Genomic DNA, 20,419 nt, shown 5'->3' with positions numbered 1-20,419 from the left:
CCCAGAAGAGCGAGACGCATTGCCGCCAAACCGCCGCCTCGCCTGCACGCCTGCACAGGCACCCTGGAAAACTAGGCAAGGCTGGACAAATAGAAAGCGACAGCGCGAAAAAGACTTTGGATTTTGCCGCAAAATACATTTGCCGCTCAAATCTAAGGGTGGTACGCTCCCCGTCCAGCTAGTTACGGGGCTTTGCGCCGGCTTTCCTGTCCAATCTTCGAAATGGTCAATAATGAAATCAACTCCATCGTCGTGGCGTTTGGTTCTGGCAAAACTCGGTTTCCGCTTGACCTATCGCGAAGTCAAGCAAAAGCGACCAGCCGCTCGGGTCGTCGGTGAACGGCTTGAAGAGCGGAAGGTGATGGATGCGGAAGGTATCCCGATGGGGATAGTCGGGAGTTTGAGACCAACAATCGAAACGACGGACCAAGCGCAAGAGTCCACTTTCGAAGGTGGTTACGAACCAATCGTCGCACTGGATGGCTTTGCCAGAGAGTCATTCAGTGCGAACCGTCGTTTCCAGCCGCACCTCAACGCTACGGACCAGAACTTAGCGGACCCAGACAACTCAGTTGTCACCATTTCCGCCAATGGCCAATCCTATCAAATCGACGACCACTGGACCTGGGTCATAGATGTTGACTACCCGACGGTAGACACTTGGACCTACAGCGAGCTGTTCGTATATAGCTATGATGGATCGGCTGCATGGACGGACGCGGATGGCACCACAAACCAGTCTGATATCTCGGGTGAATATCGATACCAATTTACCGCAAACGGCGATGTCTCACTCGACAACGCCACTTACCATTTACTGGAAACCCGAGAAGCATTTTCTGAGCTGGACTGGGCGTTCAGCGACACCTTCACCAACGGCTTTGGAAGCGGCACAGAACACCGCAACGGCGACGAAGAACAGGAAGACAACTTCCGACTTTCCGTTAATGGTACGCGCATAGTTGACGCTTTCGATGCCGTCACAAAGGATGAAGATTACGACTATGACCTAGACGGCTATGTTGACTCACTAATCTGGACAACGACGACCACGCCGATCTGGGGCGGTACGGAGACAATCCAGACGACGGACGACAGTTACCTCAACTGGGAATACGATTCGGATATTGACCGCATCGATGTAGATGGAACTACGACATTCGACGAGGACTTCTACTACGACCTCGACATCGACCTCTACGACACAGACGTCGACTCCGAAATCTACACACGCTCAACGGCAACTGGTGGAGTTACCGAGAATAAATTCCTGGACAACAGCATCACAGACGCCGCGTTTGTTCAGACAGATTTCTCGTTGGATGGCGAACGGCATATTGACGAATACTCTGTAGTCGATGGCGAAAGCTTGGCCGACTACCGTTTCGAACGCACCGACGACATCACTGTGGCTCGCACTGAATGGGTGCAGACAATAGACAAGGCAATCGTCGGGCTTGATGCTGTATCAAAGACAACGGGAAGCTCTCCTTCGCTCACCACCACCACATTGGTTCGAACATCGGTTGGCGACCGTCGCTTTGGTGACAAGCATGACGATTTCAAGGCGACCTTCGGCACAACCCTTGAATCGGACTCAACATGGACCACCAGCTCCATCAGCAACACCAAAATTGACGACAAGAGCGAGGCAGGTAGTGTCTCCTCGATGACAAGCAGCTACACGAGCAGTTCATCCGGCGTCAGCAATCAAGATCAGCTGACCAGCGGAACTCACTCGCGCGTCGCGCAAACATTCACCACGACCGGCGCAAGCTCTATGAGCTTCAGCTCCATCGGCGGCGGCATGCATACTGGCTACTCAAAATCCCAAGCAACGCACTCATCATCGACCCCAACTGAAACGTCGTACGCAACTGTAAGCGAAAACCAGTACGACAACGGCACCACTTCCTGGAATACGAAAGGCTGGAGCACCGGCACACTACAGACCGACGGCTCATGGGATGTCGACAAAGGCGAGAGCTATATCAACACGAGCTCCGGAAACACAAAGTACGACACGAAATCCCACGGAAAGAGCACGAGCGTCTCAACTCCTGCGTCTGGCGTGACCGAAACGATTGAGAAGGACGGCAATGACACGTCGAACGGCCAAACCTTCTACATTGGATCAGCCAACGGCAGCCAATCCACCATCGGCGGAGTCTTCACATCGAACGATTACAGCAAACTCGATCGCTTTGGCAAGGACAAAAGCACAAGCACGTCCACCTCCGATTTTACGCGTGTTGACACTCGCACTTCCGGCACCGTCACAAACTCGACGAGCCACTCAACCTTCAATTCAGTCACAAATTCGAAGTCAAAAGCCACGACAGTTGAAACAAAGTCGAATTCAGACGGGCACACCAAAGCTTGGGACGTTTTCGATGAGACAACCGATGGCACAACTGTTAGCCACACGACCACCGACGGAAAATCAAACACCCAAGATATCCAAACAAACTTCTACTCGACTACGGACATTGAAAACGAGTCAAAAAGAGACGAGACGAACGTTTGGAAGAACGTCGCTAAACACGATTGGAAAGACGATTCGCAAATTGGGAAAAGCGGTTTCGAGTCGGTCGTGCTTGACACAGCTGGGACGTATACCCTTAGCGGCTCACTTGATAAGTCCTCTCATACCCAGGACACACGAACCGCCGGCCTCGTTCGAGTATCTGACTCCAAATCGTTAACCAGTTGGAAAGGCAACGGAACGTCTACGGGACTTGATCAAGAAAAAACAACTGTCTCGATCGGCTCCGCAACCGTCATAGAAAAGTCAAGCGACTCAACATCCAAAGACTCTGGCACGAATCTATCGCAGTCAGAAACGGTCAGCACGATTGACGGGACCGAAGTCCTAAGCCCTGGAGTCACTCGCGAAACGCATTCAAAGTCAAACTTTGTCGATGATCGCGATGGGAAATTCATCACCAATGCATCCGATTCTCAAACCAGCAAGACAGTAGGAGCAACGACAACCAAGACCGCCCACTCCTATTTCGACAATTCGGAAAAGGGAGACCGTAAATGGTCCAGGGACGATGAAGGCACAGTCACCGACATCAATCGCGGTACAACGAATTTGAAAACGTGGCAAAAAACGGAGTCGAAAGGACACAGCGATTTCGACGGCACCTATGAGCTCTTCTCGATTGCCGAGACTAATCTTTACGCTAACAAGACGACCGACTCATTTTCCAAGTCTGAGTCGACCGACGACGGCCTGACCAAATCTAACTCTGACATCACTGTCACCAGCAAGTCGACCGACGCTCGCCAAGCTCCCGGATACGACATCGACGCGACAAAGGGAACTCCGCAAACGTTCTCGGGAACGGTTGTGACGCAGTCAGGCAAAAACCACACCCTTACTGCCTCGACTGGTTCTCTTTGGACATACAGCCTCGAACAGGAACAAACTAACGTTTCTGGAGCAACAAGTTCAACGAGCCAATCAGATTCGAAGTCAAAGGACAAGAACGACTCGACTTATGTCTACGACAACACAATGAAGTCGAAGACGGTAACCCCCACCAGTCACGGGCTCACATGGTCCACTGCGTCGGAAGTGAAGCACCTCGAAGGCAAAGACTCTTCGAAATCCAAAGCAACGACCCATGACTTAGTCTTGAACGGAGTTCATACCGCGTACGAGACATCAGAGAGTGATGGAGAAGGCACATCGAAAGAAACCGTCACAACAAAACGTCATCAGGAAGTTAGCGAAGCATCGACGACCGGCGGTTGGACTCGGACGAACAATTCCAAAGCGGATTCGAAGAGCGTCCGTAGCAGTGACGGAAAGTACGATTTCCACACCGAAAGCACTTACGAGTTGTTCGCTGACAGCACGACTGAAACATACGCCAAGTCAAAACGCAACGAATCAGGCAAATACAGCGACAAGACAAAGGACTCGGGGAACGGAACCAAGATCCGATACACCGTCGCAACAATAGACGGATCTAGCACGCCACAATTCAAAGAGACGGTCACCTACAAATCGAAGTCCAACCGCGACCTGACCGACGTCAAATACAAACAGTGGTCGACGAGTCACGTCGAAGGCTATCGCGACAACACTTCGTACTCGAAGGAGGTTGAAAGCTACAACGAAGGCGGAAAGGTCGTCGACAACTCAAAACGCAATACGACCATGGATGTTGCAGACTATGGGCACACCAAAAGCCATATCGATCAAACGCAGGATGGCAAATCCGAGGCAATTCTCAACCAGTCGGGCACTTTTACCGCGTCAACATTTACCTCATCTGTCCTGGTGTCAGGTATCACGCCGAACACGGTGTCAACCAATAAGTACGACGAAACATCCACGGTAACGCTTGCAGAGAATTCGTCTGAATACAATGGCGAAAGCTTCGACTACAAGTACAGCGACACCAAAGGGATGCTCACTCACACCAAGACCGATGGAAACGAGAAGTCTACCGGGACCGGAACTGCGTCATCCAACTATTTTGTGTCGACAATCAATGGCACAACCACGGAAGACCGAACGGACAAACTGAAAGTAAGCGGCAATTTCACTTGGGGCGATCACTCGAAGTCAACGCTGACACGAGATGACTCCACCACAGGTGGATACGGAGGTGGCTATGGTGGCGGCTCATCGGGCTATGGAGGCTACGGTGGTTACGGAGGCTACGGCGGATCACCAGCGGGACCAACCGGTCAAAACGTCCAATACGACTGGAAAGTCGTCACAATCAACAACGATGACGGCGGTGGAAAATTCGAGACGATAAGCAACTCACAATTCAATCGTTACGCGGATGGCTCGACGCTGACTGACAAACTTGACAGCCGATCAGAAAGCAAAGGCTCTTCTCTGGGTCACACAAAGGTTGACGGAAAATACACGCAGACGACCACCGACAACGCCACCAGCCACACAATCAAGTCAGTCACGGATGTCGACGACACATCCGATGTAACCACAACCTGGTCCGGCTTCAACTCGACTCGTTCGATCGTGGGAAGTGATGGATATAGCAAAGTGGTCGTCCGCGACAAACGCAATGAAACCTCAGTCGTCACTTGGGACGATTCAACCATATCAACCACCAACGGCGATGCCAAAACTCAAGGCCATGCCATCATCACCTCCGAGGGCCACAACAACACCACCTCTGATGGTTCGATCACGTCGACACTCGACCGCGACTGGACAACGACCTCGCTTGACGGATCGTCAGGTGGATACGGAGGCGGTTATGGAGGTGGATACGGAGGTGACAAATCGGGGCACCTTTACACCACCGCCAACGGTGGTGGCAAGGGAACCTGGGACAAGTACCAAGAGAGCAAAACCAATCGGACGATCAGCGGCTTCGCTTACGCGATCAGTGAGATCAAATCCGACAAAGGCAAATCCAACTTCAGTGTTGACCTGACACGCAAACACGACATCAAGGCCGGTGTCCACACGTACAATGCGAAGGTGGGGACACAGACTTACCACAGCGAAGGCAAGCAAACGGAAACCGAAAAACGCTCCACCACAGGTTATGAAACGACCTCGGGCAATGTCAGCGGCGGAACGTTCACGCAGACTGTAACCAAAAACGACTCGACAGACGTCGGTACGATTACGAAGTACGGCACAGATGTGGTTCTCGCTGTCACACACAAAGCCAACGGTGAGACCGACACCAAAGCCACTACCGACACTGAGTTCTCGGAAAAAGGGACGATCCGGACGGAAGATGACAAAACCACGACGCACCGTGTTACTACTTACACGGCAAACAACCGCGTCGTGGATTCGACCACCGTCGTAACGAACAATTCGGTGAAGGAACGGACGGATGGCTGGGTCACCGATGCCGGTAGTAAATCAACCACCACCAAGTTCGACGAAACAACCACTAAGCAGACCGTCTCGGACATCAACACCAGCGACAAATACGGCGCGGATAAGAACCACGATGACAACAAGGATGTCCGCACAGTCACCCATTTCCGTAGCGTCGACAACTCGGGCCCGACGCCCGTCACAAAATACAACTCGACTGTCGTTCATAAGGTGTATGTCGACAACAAGCACACCGGCGAATACGACCGCAAAGACGATATCCAGGAGTTTAGCAACTATTACTATGGATCCAGCAATGGAGACTACCACAAGTACTCTGAAACCGACGTATCGCACACATTCGATACCCGCATTGAAACCCAGACCGCCGGTTCGTCGAAGGTCGAAGTAGCGATCGAAAGAGAAGTGTTCCGCGACTTCGATCGCGATGACAAGTACGCCGACAAAGGATCGACGGCCGGGAGCAGCGGTTATGGTGGCTACGGGGGTTATGGTGGCTATGGGGGTTATGGTGGCGGTGGTTCCGGCGGTTACGGAGGCGGCACATGGCACAATGAAGGTTCATACTCGCACAAAATCGACGTCCAACACAAAACCACGGGGGTCGGCGTCTATGACCCGAACTCGAGCGGTGGATATGGCGGCTACGGCGGAGGAGGATCCGGTAGTGGATGGAACTTTGATCAGGGGTATGGCGGTGGCGATCCGAACGGAGGTGCCTTTGACGGCTACACCAATCCACATGTGTCAATGAAGTCATTCACAGGAGACACCAAGCAGTCCTATTCGACCGATATCTCCTACGGCTGGAGCAACACCGGCATTTACGAATACTCCGAAGGCAAGGCCAGCGGAGGCAACTGGCAAAGCTCAGGTGGCAAACTTGACGGTTCATACTCACTCGATAACAAATCGGGCCAAGTGACCTTCAGCGGCACCAATGGCGATCGGTACGCAAGCAACACGTACTCTGGATACGACAACACCGGCACACCATTCAGTGTCACATTACAACTGTCTACCGAAGACTACGTGCCACAGCTTGCCACCTCATGGCAATTCTCCGTCGGTGCCCAGCTAGTAAATAGCGTCAATGACCTGACAACCTGGATCCAGGACACTGGGACTGCGTTTATCAATGAGCTGTACTTGGCAACAGGCGATCCCGGAGGGGCCTGGGACTACTACGAACCCGTCATCATTGATGCGATCGAATCGTACCAAAGCTACGTGAACGGCCAGATTGATGGCTTCCTCGACGTAATCAACCCGTTCGAAGGACTGGTCGTTTATGGATACGACCTTTCCATTCCAAACCTCGGGGCAATCGAAGGCCATGAGTTCGCTTACACGGTTGGATATGTAGAGGGCGCCGTTGCGGGCGTGGTTGTCCAAATCGGCGTCGGCGTTTTGTCAGGAGGCGCCTCGGCACCGGCTTGTGCCAGTGCAATTGCAAAAGTTGGCCTCGCGGCAGCCCGCGTCTACTCGTTTGTGGACACGGTGGCGGCAGTGGGCCAAGGCATCCAGCAAGCCAACAACCTAGCGACCAACGGTGGCAACATGACCGGCTGGCAGATCGCTGGCAACGTTGCCATGATCGGTCTCAACTTCGCACCCGCGTTGGGAGCCGCCGGAGGTGCGGCCTTAAAGAAACTCAACGGCCCGGACTTCCTGAAGCTCGGCGGCTGCTTTGTCGCCGGTACGAAGGTCCATCTGTCTGCGTTGCCCGTCGCAAAATCAAATCTCGAGATGGCCTATGCGACCAACGCCAGCGAGTCGTTCAGTTACGACCTTGGAATTGAATGGGAGGCCCCTCAGGCTGAGTCTGCGATTGTCGTCCCGATCGAAGAAGTTCCACTCGGCTCTCGGATCGACACCAAGAACCCAGAAGCCTTCGGTGCCGAGAATCGGATTCCCGACGCACACGAATCAACGTGGCGGCTGCTTTCCGCCGAGATCGAGCGTGAAGATGGAGCAAGGGTCGAGGTCGAGCTTCTTCGCCCGCTAACGTGGATCGAGGAGCAAGGCTTCCAGACGGGTGCGCGCCTTCACCTGCAGCTTGAAGAACTGAATGTTGCCGGCTGGGCAACCATCCGTTCCATTGAACCTTGCCCGCCACTCTCTGACGGCCACGGCAACCTGGTCACCGGACGCTTCGTCACACGCGGGGCAACCAATCTCGTCGAAGCCACCTTCAGCGACGGAACCATCCTCAATGGCACAAGCATCCACCCTGTCTGGTCACTGGACCGGCTGGAATGGGTACCGCTCGGTGAACTCGAAATCGACGAACAAGTCCATAGCAATGATGGCCCCTTGCAACTTGTTTCTCGAGCCTTCCATTACCAGCCTACCGATGTTTACAATATCGAAGTCGATTGCGAGCACGTCTACCAGGTCGGTAACTCTGGTATCCTGGTGCACAACAATTGCTATCGAGCACTAGACGCAGACGACCTTGCGAGGTACGCAGCTGGCCAGCGGATCCTACCGAAAGGAGTTGGCGGAACGATCACTGATCACATACAAGGCTATCCGACAAAGTATATTTCAGCGTCACTTGAAGAAAGCGGTGCTGCTTTTTACAAAAGTGGCGCAGGCCTGGTAAAAATTGACATCAAAAAACTGCTTGAGACGGGATCGGGAGTCGTCTCTCACTCAAACGTGCTCCAGCACGTTAAGAGACACGGCCGCGGAATTGACGTTAAGAATGTCCTTCGAGCAAAGGAAATACTTATCACCGGCGGAATCGACCCTCGGGCAATCATAGAATACCTGAATTGAGGGAAGTTAATTCAAATGAGTTCAAATCTTGCAGTCCTGCAGCATCATAGCGGGATCACTCTATTGGAGAATGGAGTACAACCGAGTCTCGCAGAAACGCTCAGACCGTTCAAAGGCTGCAATGAAGAATCGTTTGCAGAATTCATGCAGGCGGCAATCTCCGAATACCGAAACCTGTCCCAACCGTCAGCCATTGACCGCGATCTGATTAGCTCCATGATAGTAATGTGCCAAACACTGAGACTTCTTGGCATCGCGGAACTGAGTCCGATACGAAGAAACGGCCTCGCGACACCAGAGATGCTAAAGCGACTAGAGTTTTGGCTTGAATCAATCGAGTCGTTTCTCTCACACTCATTGAGTAAGAACTCAAAATCAGCTTGCTTGTCACGACTGATCAGCTATTTGTGCCATGGTAGCGTTGAGCGTCCAGAGCTGTACGCGTTTTTGACCGAAGATCTGAAAGAAATTGCGAGAGATAAACATTCGGAATTAGTCGATGAAGCTAATGAAATACTCAGCAAATTCACGAAGGCTACATAATCTCCAGTGACTTCATTACATTGTCAGGGCGATTGCACGGCGAATCACGTGCTGAGAACGACTCTTTCCATGTAGCCGTCGCCCGAACCCGCAGTGAGGCGTTTGTTCTTTGCTCCACACTTGGCTGTTTTCTCTTGTTTCAATAGACCCAATGCGGTTCGCCGCATCGTGTAGAAGTTCTCATCGCCATGCCCCTTGCGGATTCGATATTGGCCTTCGCCGAAGATCACATAAGTTGCCAGTGGCAACTGTTTTCAGTTCCCCAATGCCCACGAACCGCGCTGGCGAAGTCTTCACTAGGCAGCATCTTACTAACGATGTAGTATCGAACCGAGATCTCATCGCCCTTGCGGCGCTCAGTGTTGCTGATTGACATTCCAACGGCTTGGAGTCCCTTCCACCTTGAAACGTCTGGCAGGTCCGCTTAGAGCTCGTAGAAGTAGTAGCTTCGCTCGTCGATTCGACCATGAGTGCGTTCTTCCGTGGTTCTCCGGGGAATTTAGTGGCGAGAAATGAAGAAATTGAGCGAGGAGATTTTTTGACATAAACATTTACAAACTTCGCACAATTGCAAGAGACCCGCGTTTCGAAGGTTTCGGATGGGATCTTCCAGGATTAACCAATCCAAACGACCGAACCTGCGACTTTACAAATTTCTATCCAGAAACCCCTGACTTCAATGTCCCGCGACTGGGAGCTGTCTGGGATCATCCTGAATTCACGTACCAGGAAAACGTGAACCCTTTCAACGACTTCCCTTGTTGCGATTTTCATGTACCAGTTTTCAGCAAACGGGCAACAGCAGCACTCTTTCGCGCCCTTGATCCCAATGGGGAGCTACTTCCGGTAAGATCGAAGTTCGGTGACTATATGGCATACCAAACCCTCACTGTGGTATCTGGTGCTGTCAACCAAGATCGAACGAAAGGTCTGCGACTAAAGAAGAACCCTCACTTTTTTCTCGATATTGAAGAATATCATCTCAAAGAGTCGAAACTGAAAAACCTCTCAACTTTCCGCCTAGCTGAGGACCTATCGACAGTTCTAGTGACTCAAAATTTTGTGGACACTGCAGAGGCAGCCAAGCTTCTTGGTTTCTTCTTCGATCCGATATGGCCACTGGGGGCAAAAGCCCCTGACCCCACGGAACTAAAGGCAAAGTCCCTCGAACGCTCACAGGCAAAGACGCTATTAGTTTGCGTCCCTTCTCAACACCTGGACGAGACTCGCAATGCAATTGCCGAAGCATTGATATTAACCGAACCAAACACCCCCTATCTCGGAGGCTTGGCTGGGGAATTGGCAGACACGGAAGGAACGAAGATTCTCTTGCCTTGCCCAAACCCAAAGAAGCTGCTGACGCACATCACACCCCTGTTGCGTTCCTTACCATGGGGGGAAGAGCTAAGTGCATCAGCATATGACAGCCCGTATTGGGATAAAGATGCAATGGAAAAGCCAATTAAGCTTCCTTAGACCAAATCGCTAAACTGATGCAACACTCTCGCTCCCGAATCGACACGAAGACCCCAGAAGCCTTCGGTACCGAGAATCCAATACCCGACGCACACGAATAAACGTGGCGACTGCTTTCTGCCGAGATCGAGCGTGAAGATGGAGCGAGGGTCGAGGTCGAGCTTCTTCGCCCGCTAACGTGGATCGAGGAGCAAGGCTTCCAGACGGGTGCACGCCTTCACCTGCAGCTTGAAGAACTGAATGTTGCCGGCTGGGCAACCATTCGTTCCATTGAACCTTGCACGCCACTCTCTGACGGGCACGGCAACCTGGTCACCGGACGCTTCATCACACGCAGCGCAACCAACCTCGTCGAAGCCACCTTCAGCGACGGAACAGTTCTCAATGGCACAAGCATCCACCCAGTCTGGTCACTGGACCGACTCGAATGGGTGCCGCTCGGTGAACTCGAAATCGACGAACAAGTCCATAGCAACGATGGCCCCTTACAACTTATTTCTCGAGCCTTCCATCACCAGCCTACCGATGTTTACAATATCGAAGTCGACTGCGAGCATGTCTATCGGGTCGGTGACGCTGGGGTCTTAGTCCACAATGCCTGCGGCGACAGCGCGGCACTGGGCAAGGACCTGACGAAAAATGGAGTGTGGAAACCTCCGTTCCTATCAAACAACGGGGTTTCGCTCTATCACGCGGCGCATATCGTACCTTCCGAAATGTTTAGCTGGGTCAAAGCTGCAGAGCGACTCGAACTGCAGCGAATACAAAAACTATTGAGGGATACTGGACTTTCAAATTCCGCTATCAATGGATTCTGGGCGAGAGCAGGTCATTTGGGCACTCACAAGGCGAAGTACATAACCGAACTAGTGGATGAATTTCAAGGCGTGGTGTCGAAGCCTGATGCGATCGATGCATTAAACCGCCTTCGCGGGCGCATATTAAATGGAGAATTTGTATAGTGGAGATATTTGAACAGTCAATGACTTTCGATGACCCAAGATTTGAAGCCATAGATTTCGATCAAGCTGATTCGCTCTTCGGGGGCGGGACGCTTGACGACGATTTCAATTCGGGACTGGGCGTTAAGCTATCGTGGTCTCCCAAAAGCTTCTCAAATGCATGGGTCCCACCTGTAGTCGCTGGTGCATTGCGTCCATTCGTGGATCTAACCCGCGTAGCCATTCGACACCCTGTTTACAGCCCTAGAGCGGTGGAAGTACTAGGAGATTTATTGTTGAGAAGCGGAGAGCTACTTCCTGTAAAGACAGTCGCTGGAACGTACTACATTTTCAACATTCATCATATTTCGGATGCACTAGATCGCCAGCACTCAAAAATATCTTTCCCAGCTCCAGGCAGCTCGAAGGAAACTGCGTTCGGAATCGACTATCACGTATTCAACCCTAATAGATTAGATGGCCATGCCATTTTCCGTGTCCGAGAGTGCCCTCAGCGAGTTTACGTCACCGAAGAGTACAAGTCGCAAGTCGAGTCGGCATCATTAAATGGCTTTTGCTTCAACAAGGTGTGGCCACTAGAGGAGAACGCAGACTGGAAGCAGTTAGCGGCAAAGGCGGCGAGGCTACGAAGCAGAGATGTGGCAAATTTAAATGGCGAATCAATGACTATTTCCTTAGCGATAGCAGGTTCCAAACCAACCCAAAGTGAAATTGACATTGGCTACAAAATTGCGGAACAGGTCGCTAACTGCCTTGCCGATTCGCAATCGCAAATCTCCGACGACTACATAGGTGGTGTCGAGCAAACTGAAGCCAGCAAAAAGGCATTGCTAATTCACCTTAGTGGGCCTAACTCACAAGAAATCTTTACCGCGGTTGAACCCTTGGTCAATCAAATTGAATGGCCAAACCCCGTGGATGTCATCGTGTGGAAGGGAAATCGAAACAATAAAAAGACTGAAAAGTCTAGAATCAAGGTCAAACGCCCCCTGAAGAAACCGCAACAATGAAACTCCAGCTCGTTGAAATGACGGAAGAAAACCGAAAGCTAGTCACTGGCGTAACAGAGACCGCAATTCAGCGATTCGATCTTGACACGGACTCACCGGATGCGGCTATCGCTCAAATTGGCCAACTAGTTGTCCAGGCTCAGCGAGATGCAACTGCGTTGCAAAAGCTTGCGCCCAATGAAGACGGCTCTGTACTGCTAGGTGTTGCTTGGGGAGAGCAACTAAGACTAGCGTTTGGCTGGGCCTGGAAACAGATAGGGAAAAGCGGCGAGCGTGTTGCAAATCCTTTGCTGGCAGTCGCCGCCCCTGATCAATCAATGGCCATCTTTCCGATAGACTACGTGCGCGCATACCTAGATACCCCCGCAGCTGATTGCTGTATTGAACTTTCCTACAACATGATCAAAACAAAGTCCCACCCTCTATTCTCCGCCGGAGACTTGGTTGACTTCATGGAAGGTGTCCGCCGCGTAGTGCCCCGCTGATATTCGGCATTGACTCGCACCCAATCTTTCCCAAGCAAAAGCGCATCTCGCACCCTTTCTCTCCTTCGCTGGGGTCAGGATTTGCATTGGGTTCTCGGCAAAGATAGGCTCGCGGACGCCGCTAGAAATCAGTGCAAACCTAATCCCGGTGACATGGCGTTCACACAAAATCCATGAGGAAGTATCGGGTTGCCAGCTGCTCAGATAATGGGCTGTTGCGAAAGATTGCATGATCGACGCAGGTTTAATATCAATAGGCGCATCGCCCCTGGCGTGTGCTGGCAAAACCGCTCAACTGGGATCAAAGGCAGCCAGCTTCTACACGTTCGATGACATGATGGCGTCAGTGGGCCACGTCATCCAATAGGCCAACGACCTAGCAGCCAACAGCAGCGACATGACCGGTTGGCAGATCGCTGGCAACGTAGCCATGAACGAACGCAACTCGGGAGCCGCCGGAAGTGCGTCATTGAAGAAACTTAACGACCCGGACTTCCTGAAGCTCAGGTGTACGCCAATCGTGGGCTATCGCATCCGTACGTTTATACTTCAACAAGGATGGTAAACGAATGAAGTTCCCTCCTAAACACGAGCGTCTTTTGACAAAGGGGCTCTTCAAAAGCCTCAGTGACAAAGAGAATAACCTGGCAATTTATGACGTAAAGTTTCCAGTCGAGACACCGTTGGAAAATTACATTAGCCCAGACCGAATTGTCGAGGTACTCCCCTTCGCCGTGAATGGAGCCGGTGATATCTGGGGCTATCTTGTGGCCAAGCTGCCAGAAGCGCCCGTGACACTGTTCTACCACGACGACACGATTGCCGAGGAGCAAGCCTCAGACATCGAGTCATTTTTTGTGCTTCAGCTTATTCGAGACGCGATCTATGGAACAAACGAAACTCACCCTGGAGTTCCCAAAGGAGAAACACGCGAGCATATACTGCGAATGTGCGATCTTTTGCGGCCAATGTTCTCACCGACATCAATGCAGCATCTATTGGACCTAAAAAACACAGTTGAACAGGCCCCCGAAAACTACAACATACACCCATTAGATGAGCAGTCAGGTGAACAACTCATCAAAAGCTTGCAACCTCAGAACCAAATCTTTGACACCTACGACTGGCAAGACTTTTAGCGAACCCACGATCTATCTATTGACCTAAAGTGACAACAGGCAGCACCAACAAGTGACCAATAAGCTACTTTCAATTTCGACAATCATGCCAAATGAAGGATCGACAATCGCCCCAACCATCGCGATCGCGACTGACATAGTTGACTTGGTTCAACTCGACGATTTCGTCGGCCATATTGCAGAACAGTCCAAAGTCTATAGAACAACGTGCCGGCCCGGAGAGTACATGTTACTAATTTCAATAATAGGCAAGCGATGTGCTGAACGATTTGCAGTAGAGTGGAGACGACTAGCCAATATCGACACCGTGCTTGCAGAGTACACTCGCAATTTGATTGCGGCCGACGTGTTGGTCGGAACTCGCGAAGGGGTTATTCTCGAAACATCAAGCCTGCTCTAGTAACAGAATCGATCTTAAGGCTTTTCTAGCAGCCGCATCGAGGCCAATGAGCTAGCGTCGTGAAGCGGAGCAACACATCGAGCATCAGCGTCGGGCCCCTGAACAAAGGTGCAAACGCATTCGGCTCTGAACTCCGGTTTCCAACGCACACCAATCAACCTTGCAACTGGCTCCCATTGAGATCGAAAGCGAGTAGAGATTTGCGGACTGCTGAACGATGAACTACTTCCGTTTGGACATTGAAGTTGACGACTGTAATGCTAGGTTCATAGGCGTTGATCACGAAGACGAAAATGGGAACTGGCACGACGTCTGGTCATTCTCAAAACGAGAGACTATTAATGACGTCCCATTTCGATTTTCCGTCTTCGAGGAAGGGGCAAAGCGTGATTTTACAATATCATCCTTCAATATCCCGGTCGTATCCAAAGCATTCAAAGCTGCTATTGCTCCGCTCGTTGAGAACGACGTTCAATTTGTGCCACTGACACTCGGCAACGAATCGTTATACGGGATGAATATACTGTCAGCCTTGCAGGCAATCGATTACGGCAGATCGCTGCTCGACATCGGCGGAGAGGACACCGCATTCGCAGGCAAGATTCGCGGGTACGTAAAGCTTGCAATCGACGAAACGAAGGCGGGAGACTCTCACTGCTTTAGATTAACTGAATTCCCGGTGCCAATTATCGTCAGTGAGGTTCTAATGAAAGCATGCCTATCAGCTCGCCTCACGGGAATGGCCTTTGAAAAATGCAATAGAGCCAGCACTGGAATGTAGATACTGAAGCTTTCCGGCTCGCAATATCTTCTCCTGATCCCCAAACAGTTTCTCGAGCGAGCCTATGCCTCCAACGCAAGCGAGTCGTTCAGTTACGACCTTGGAATTGCATGGGAGGCCCCTCAGGCTGAGCCTGCAATCGCTCTCCCGATTGCAGAAGTTCCACTCGGCTCCCGAATCGACTCGAAGAACCCAGAAGCCTTCGGTGCCGAGAATCCGATTCCCGACGCACACGAATCAACATGGCGGCTGCTTTCTGCCGAGATCGAGCGTGAAGATGGAGCAAGGATCGAGGTTGAGCTTCTTCGCCCGCTAACGTGGATCGAGGAGCAGGGCTTCCAGGCGGGTGCACACCTTTACCTGCAGCTTGAAGAACTGAATGTTGCCGGCTGGGCAACCATCCGTTCCATTGAATCTTGCCCGCCCCTCTCTGACGGGCACGGCAACCTCGTCACTGGACGCTTCGTCACACGCGGGGCAACCAACCTCGTCGAAGCCACCTTCAGCGACGGAACCATTCTCAATGGCACGAGCATCCACCCTGTCTGGTCACTGGACCGACTGGAATGGGTGCCGCTCGGTGAACTCGAGATCGACGAACAAGTCCATAGCAATGATGGCCCCTTGCAACTTGTTTCTCGAGCCTTCCATCACCAGCCTACCGATGTTTACAATGTCGAAGTCGACTGCGAGCATGTCTACCGGGTCGGTGACGCTGGTATTCTGGTGCACAATACTTGCGCTGGCGACCACCACATGGTACCCAAGTCGCTCGGAAGCAGCACACCTTATCGTCATTCATCGCTCACACCGTTGACCGAAGCGGAACACACAGCGTTGCACGCAGCTTTGAACACGCACTTGCGCAGCGTAACCAAAACTATTGGAGGGAAGGTAGTAGACATGATGCCTAGGGCTTATAATTCTGGAGCGGTCGTTCAACGAAACTTTACTCGAACCGAAAGGCTAAAAGAACTTGCAAAGTTCTACCGAGTCTATGACGGCGGGAAATACATGGGAGATTTCTTATCTGAACTGAGAATCGCTATCCAAAATGGATGGGTTGCCTGATGAAAACCGATTTTTTTTGGATCTGCCCAAAGGACGTAAAGGACCAATCCTGGCTGTTCTATGAAATCAAAGAAGGTAAATTAGTTAAAAACAGCTTTTGCCAAAGCATGTCTTGCCCGAGGTGCGGCAAGTTTGACGAACTTTCAGCTCTGATTTCTATTGACGACCTATCAATTAGTGTCAATGCCACCGCCGACTGGTGCTTGTCAGGTGATGGAGTAATTTTGGTGTCTAGCCGAATCAAGCATATGATCATCAGTGAATTTTTAGACGAATGCAATTTCATTGATCATAGTGCATTGGGCGACTATTCGATCTGCATACCAGCAAACTCATTTGCTGTAGACGCAGCTACGTCAGAGATGGAGTTCCATCGGCAGTGCAAGGCTTGCGGCCGCTACCGAGAAACCTGTGGCTTCCCGGTTGTTTCTAAAGACTTAACTGCAAACATAGCTATGCCTACCACATTTTTTGAGAATGTTCGTGGGAGAGTCTTTTTCTACGCTTGCTCGAAGAAATTCAAGGCTGCTTTGCTGAAGGCGAAGGCACGAGGCATCTACTTTGATTCTGTAGTAATGCGAAGCGAAACCTAATCGTAGACAAATACGTGAAACATGAAAAATGTGCCTTTGCACTATCAGTGAATGTAAAGCATTTATGGCGATCAGTGCGATAGCCCAGGACTGACGGGCACGGCAATCTTGTCACCGGACGCTTCATCACAACACGCGGGGCAACCAACCTCGTCGAAGCCACCTTCAGCGACGGAACCATTCTCAATGGCACAAGCATCCACCCTGTCTGGTCCCTGGACCGGTTGGAATGGGTGCCGCTTGGTGAGCTAGAAATCGACGAACAAGTCCATAGCAACGATGGCCCCTTGCAACTTGTTTCTAGCGTTTTCCATCACCAGCCTACCGATGTTTACAATATCGAAGTCGATTGCGAGCACGTCTACCAGGTCGGTAACGCTGGAATTCTGGTGCACAACCAGTATCATCATTTGGTATCGCACTACTCGAATGCGAAGCGAGGCTGGACTAGAAACTGGAGTGAAGAAGGGCGACAAATCCTCGCAAATGCGGACGTAAAACTTCATGGAAAATACAACTTAAGGTACGTCCCCAACCATACTGGACCTCACCCTGAACTTTATCACCAAAGAGTTTTTGAGCGATTGCAAAGCGCGGTGCGAGGACTAACTTCACACACTCCTGCTTACAACAAAGCAGTCCTCGATGAACTCGATAATATATTTGCTAAGCTTAGCGCTGATCCGATTAATGCGTTGAAAGGAATTGGACTATAATGGAACATTCGTTTGCACAGTGGATCCCCGCTTTCCCTGATCACTACAATGATTCTCCCTGGGTTGTCCATTTTAACCGCGACAATCTTTGCGGCCATTGGATGGATGAAGGTAAACGGATCACTAATTGGGATCCAACCTTGACTGCGGTGGCCTCGGACGGCCCAGATGCTTCGCTGGACTTCATGTTCGCAGATCATGCGTGGCCACTATTCTCAAGTCGACTTCAACGACATTTCAACAAGCACTACCCAGAGACTTTTCAATTCTTGCCGTTCGAATTTTCCCCGAAGGACAAGTCCTACATCAACAGAGACTTTGCGGTTGGTCAATGCTTACATCTAGTGGACGGCTTGGACCGAGAACGGACCAGTGTCGACAACGATGACTGGACGCCGCGAGCGAACGGAACGCTAAGAGTAAACTACCCATTCCATGTAATTTATGACCATGTCAAAGACCTACCAGCATTTCGTCTAGTCGGTAGTCCAGTGCAACTATTTGTCCGTGATGATGTTCAAAGATCCATCCTGGATTTCGGTTTCTCTGGTTGCCGATTCGACCCAAACAACCCCATCTGCACCGTCCGGAACGAATGACCAACCCCAACGACGCCGACTCAAACTTCAACATCCAAGAATGGCACGACTACAAAGCTAGACAAATCGAACAATGGATTGGTAAGCAGCATGAACACGTACTGCATTCAATAATCCCATTTCCAGCAGGCGGTGCACTCGACCTGTATCATTTTGACTTCCCCCAGCAGCAGGGCACAGCTGTAGTCACCATGGAGCTGTGTGACGCTCCAGGCAGAGGTCCCTGCAATTCATCATTCGCTGGCTATGAGCTGGCCATGTTCACTCGGGTCCCTTTCGAACCAAATGCAGCCCAAGATAAAACTGCATCAGCTGGGAGTGACTACATCAGATTCACAACAATCCTGAACACACTGGCTCTTCATTGCCTCCAAGTCCCAGTCGAGCGATTCGACACATGCGAATTTTCAGCTGAGACAAACGAGCTCAGAGGCAGCTATTTCGTATTCGACGCTATTAGCCCCGAGTCTACGCCCAATCAATTTGGAATAATGGTCCCATTGGAGATTCTTGCGACCGAATTTGAATTTGCACAACAAGAAGGTGGAAAAGAACTAGTGCGGCTACTTAGACAAAACGGCTACCATCCATTTTCGACAACCAACCGACTCCCAGTCGCCTAACAGCGCGTTGAATGTTGATGTTTCAATGGGCTTCTGACATAGGTCAACAAAAAGAATGAGAACACTCGATATTCTCCGAGTGACGATCGGCAGAAGTTCTTAGGAATGTGATGAAAGCGGAATCAGCCGCTATCCACTTGATGTAGTCTCTGCACCGGCTTGCCTACGATTCATCGATCCACTCAGCGATGCGCTGCCATGAACCCTGCTTGGCTTCGTCAAAGTATGCTTCGGACATCCGCCCTGCGTTTTGATAGTATTTTTCATTCGCGAGAATGTGATTGATTGCTTCACCAAGCTGCGAAACATCCTTGATTGCGAGCTGAATTCCGGCCCCGCTTTCAGCGAGCCGCTGACTTAGTAGCGTCTGCTCTAGCTGCAGCGGGATTGCAACCACCGGAACTCCCGCAATGAGCATCCTGGCGACCATCCCATGGCCTCCATGACAGACCGCCACGTCACAATGAACTGCAACATGATTCATGCAAAGTAGCTCCGTCGAAAATAGCATTGAAGGATACGCCGTCTCGAGATTGACTACATCTTCCTTCCGCAATCCAGGACAAAATACAATGGTGGGAAGCTTAAGGCGGTGGATTTGCAAAATTGCATCCTGGAACCCTTGAAACGGCTTCAGGTAAGCAAAAATCTTTGGCCCGTCGCCGTAGGGCCATTGCGGTTTCTTGCCGTTGTCGTCGACGTCAATCCCGACGTAGCAGGCCGCCTGACGTCGACCAAAGTGGTCGAGTTCGGGATAGGTCCGCAGAAAAACGTCGGCATCACCGTATATCTCTGAAAGATCTCCCAACGGTGGATTCCCAAACCGACCCGCAACAGCGTTCACCATACTAAGAGTTCTTCGCCGTCCTGCCTGCAAGCCTGACTCGTCTGATCGCATCCAAGGACGTATCAGCGGCAAAGGCGTTGGCGGAACCGTAAACCCGGTCCCTGTGACCGCTTTTCGAAAGCCGTATGCGCGTGCAGCAAACATCGCGACGGGACTGTGCTCAAATAAAACCGCATCCGGCTTACAGTGCTCAAAAATTTGAACCCACGCCGAACTCAATGCGTTCAATCCAGGTTCCGTACCGAAACCTATGTTATGTAGCATATGTTCGTAGGTCACCGGAGGATCAATTTCTGGCCTGAACGGCTCAATTCGATGCGGCGATTGGTAATACGAGACAGGAAGCCCTTCAAAGAGGCTTCCTGCCGATACCAGATCACGAACTGCCAAGCAAACTTCATGGCCGCGATCCAGCAGTTTCCCGGCCAGCGTACGAATCGGCGTGAGGTGCCCGAGCCCTCCTCCAAGCTCCCACGTAATCAACACCTTCGTCAAACCTCTACCCTCCACATTGATTAGCCCGCTAATTCGTACTGCAA

The 20,419-nt window shown here is 51.3% G+C and carries 15 protein-coding genes; 13 read left to right on the top strand and 2 right to left on the bottom strand.

What is annotated here, in order from left to right; genetic code table 11:
* Positions 1–232 precede the first annotated feature (232 nt).
* Entirely contained in the window at positions 233–8,635 is an 8,403-nt protein-coding gene (locus CEE69_RS22355; protein WP_099262837.1) for a hypothetical protein, read from the top strand.
* Between the two features lie 15 nt (positions 8,636–8,650).
* Positions 8,651–9,178, top strand: coding sequence for a hypothetical protein (locus CEE69_RS22350; RefSeq protein ID WP_099262836.1), 528 nt, complete (start codon positions 8,651–8,653; stop codon positions 9,176–9,178).
* A gap of 44 nt (positions 9,179–9,222) precedes the next feature.
* On the opposite strand, the gene CEE69_RS33315 is transcribed toward CEE69_RS22350, so the two are convergent.
* Entirely contained in the window at positions 9,223–9,426 is a 204-nt protein-coding gene (locus CEE69_RS33315) for a hypothetical protein (protein WP_233215519.1), read from the bottom strand.
* Positions 9,427–9,913: 487 nt separating this feature from the next.
* On the opposite strand from CEE69_RS33315, the gene CEE69_RS22340 reads away from it, so the two are divergent.
* The 11 genes from CEE69_RS22340 to CEE69_RS22290 all read left to right on the top strand — a co-directional run bounded on the left by CEE69_RS22340 (position 9,914) and on the right by CEE69_RS22290 (position 19,033).
* Positions 9,914–10,654, top strand: coding sequence for a hypothetical protein (locus CEE69_RS22340; protein WP_099262835.1), 741 nt, complete (start codon positions 9,914–9,916; stop codon positions 10,652–10,654).
* Between the two features lie 110 nt (positions 10,655–10,764).
* Complete coding sequence (locus CEE69_RS22335; RefSeq protein ID WP_099262834.1) at positions 10,765–11,616, top strand: polymorphic toxin-type HINT domain-containing protein; 852 nt, start codon at positions 10,765–10,767, stop codon at positions 11,614–11,616.
* Between the two features lie 20 nt (positions 11,617–11,636).
* A complete protein-coding gene (locus CEE69_RS22330; protein WP_143549310.1) occupies positions 11,637–12,626 on the top strand; it encodes an imm11 family protein in 990 nt (329 codons plus the stop codon).
* Positions 12,623–13,111: a hypothetical protein gene (locus CEE69_RS22325; RefSeq protein WP_099262832.1), complete on the top strand. Its 489-nt coding sequence runs from the start codon at positions 12,623–12,625 to the stop codon at positions 13,109–13,111. The genes CEE69_RS22330 and CEE69_RS22325 overlap by 4 nt, the downstream gene beginning before the upstream one ends.
* A gap of 569 nt (positions 13,112–13,680) precedes the next feature.
* The gene (locus CEE69_RS22320; RefSeq protein WP_099262831.1) at positions 13,681–14,250 is read left to right on the top strand and encodes a hypothetical protein; all 570 of its coding nucleotides are present in this window, start codon (positions 13,681–13,683) and stop codon (positions 14,248–14,250) included.
* 617 nt (positions 14,251–14,867) lie between these two features.
* Positions 14,868–15,431, top strand: coding sequence for an imm11 family protein (locus tag CEE69_RS22315; RefSeq protein ID WP_099262830.1), 564 nt, complete (start codon positions 14,868–14,870; stop codon positions 15,429–15,431).
* Positions 15,432–16,502 (top strand): polymorphic toxin-type HINT domain-containing protein, encoded by a 1,071-nt coding sequence (locus tag CEE69_RS33560; protein WP_099262829.1) that lies wholly within the window; start codon positions 15,432–15,434, stop codon positions 16,500–16,502.
* A complete protein-coding gene (locus CEE69_RS22305) occupies positions 16,502–17,095 on the top strand; it encodes a hypothetical protein (RefSeq protein WP_099262828.1) in 594 nt (197 codons plus the stop codon). Before CEE69_RS33560 ends, CEE69_RS22305 begins: the two co-directional genes overlap by 1 nt.
* A gap of 125 nt (positions 17,096–17,220) precedes the next feature.
* Complete coding sequence (locus tag CEE69_RS33750) at positions 17,221–17,811, top strand: AHH domain-containing protein (RefSeq protein WP_081584874.1); 591 nt, start codon at positions 17,221–17,223, stop codon at positions 17,809–17,811.
* Positions 17,811–18,410, top strand: a complete 600-nt coding sequence (locus tag CEE69_RS33745; protein WP_037198987.1) for an imm11 family protein — start codon at positions 17,811–17,813, stop codon at positions 18,408–18,410. Before CEE69_RS33750 ends, CEE69_RS33745 begins: the two co-directional genes overlap by 1 nt.
* Positions 18,407–19,033, top strand: a complete 627-nt coding sequence (locus CEE69_RS22290; protein ID WP_099262827.1) for a hypothetical protein — start codon at positions 18,407–18,409, stop codon at positions 19,031–19,033. Before CEE69_RS33745 ends, CEE69_RS22290 begins: the two co-directional genes overlap by 4 nt.
* A 163-nt stretch (positions 19,034–19,196) precedes the next feature.
* On the opposite strand, the gene CEE69_RS22285 is transcribed toward CEE69_RS22290, so the two are convergent.
* Positions 19,197–20,366 (bottom strand): glycosyltransferase, encoded by a 1,170-nt coding sequence (locus CEE69_RS22285; RefSeq protein WP_233215524.1) that lies wholly within the window; start codon positions 20,364–20,366, stop codon positions 19,197–19,199.
* Positions 20,367–20,419 lie beyond the last annotated feature (53 nt).

Origin of the sequence: Rhodopirellula bahusiensis, assembly GCF_002727185.1 — a bacterium.
In the GTDB taxonomy this organism is placed as follows: Bacteria; Planctomycetota; Planctomycetia; order Pirellulales; family Pirellulaceae; genus Rhodopirellula; species Rhodopirellula bahusiensis.
Note: the sequence above shows the minus strand (reverse complement) of the source record. Positions and strands in the feature narration are given on the sequence as shown.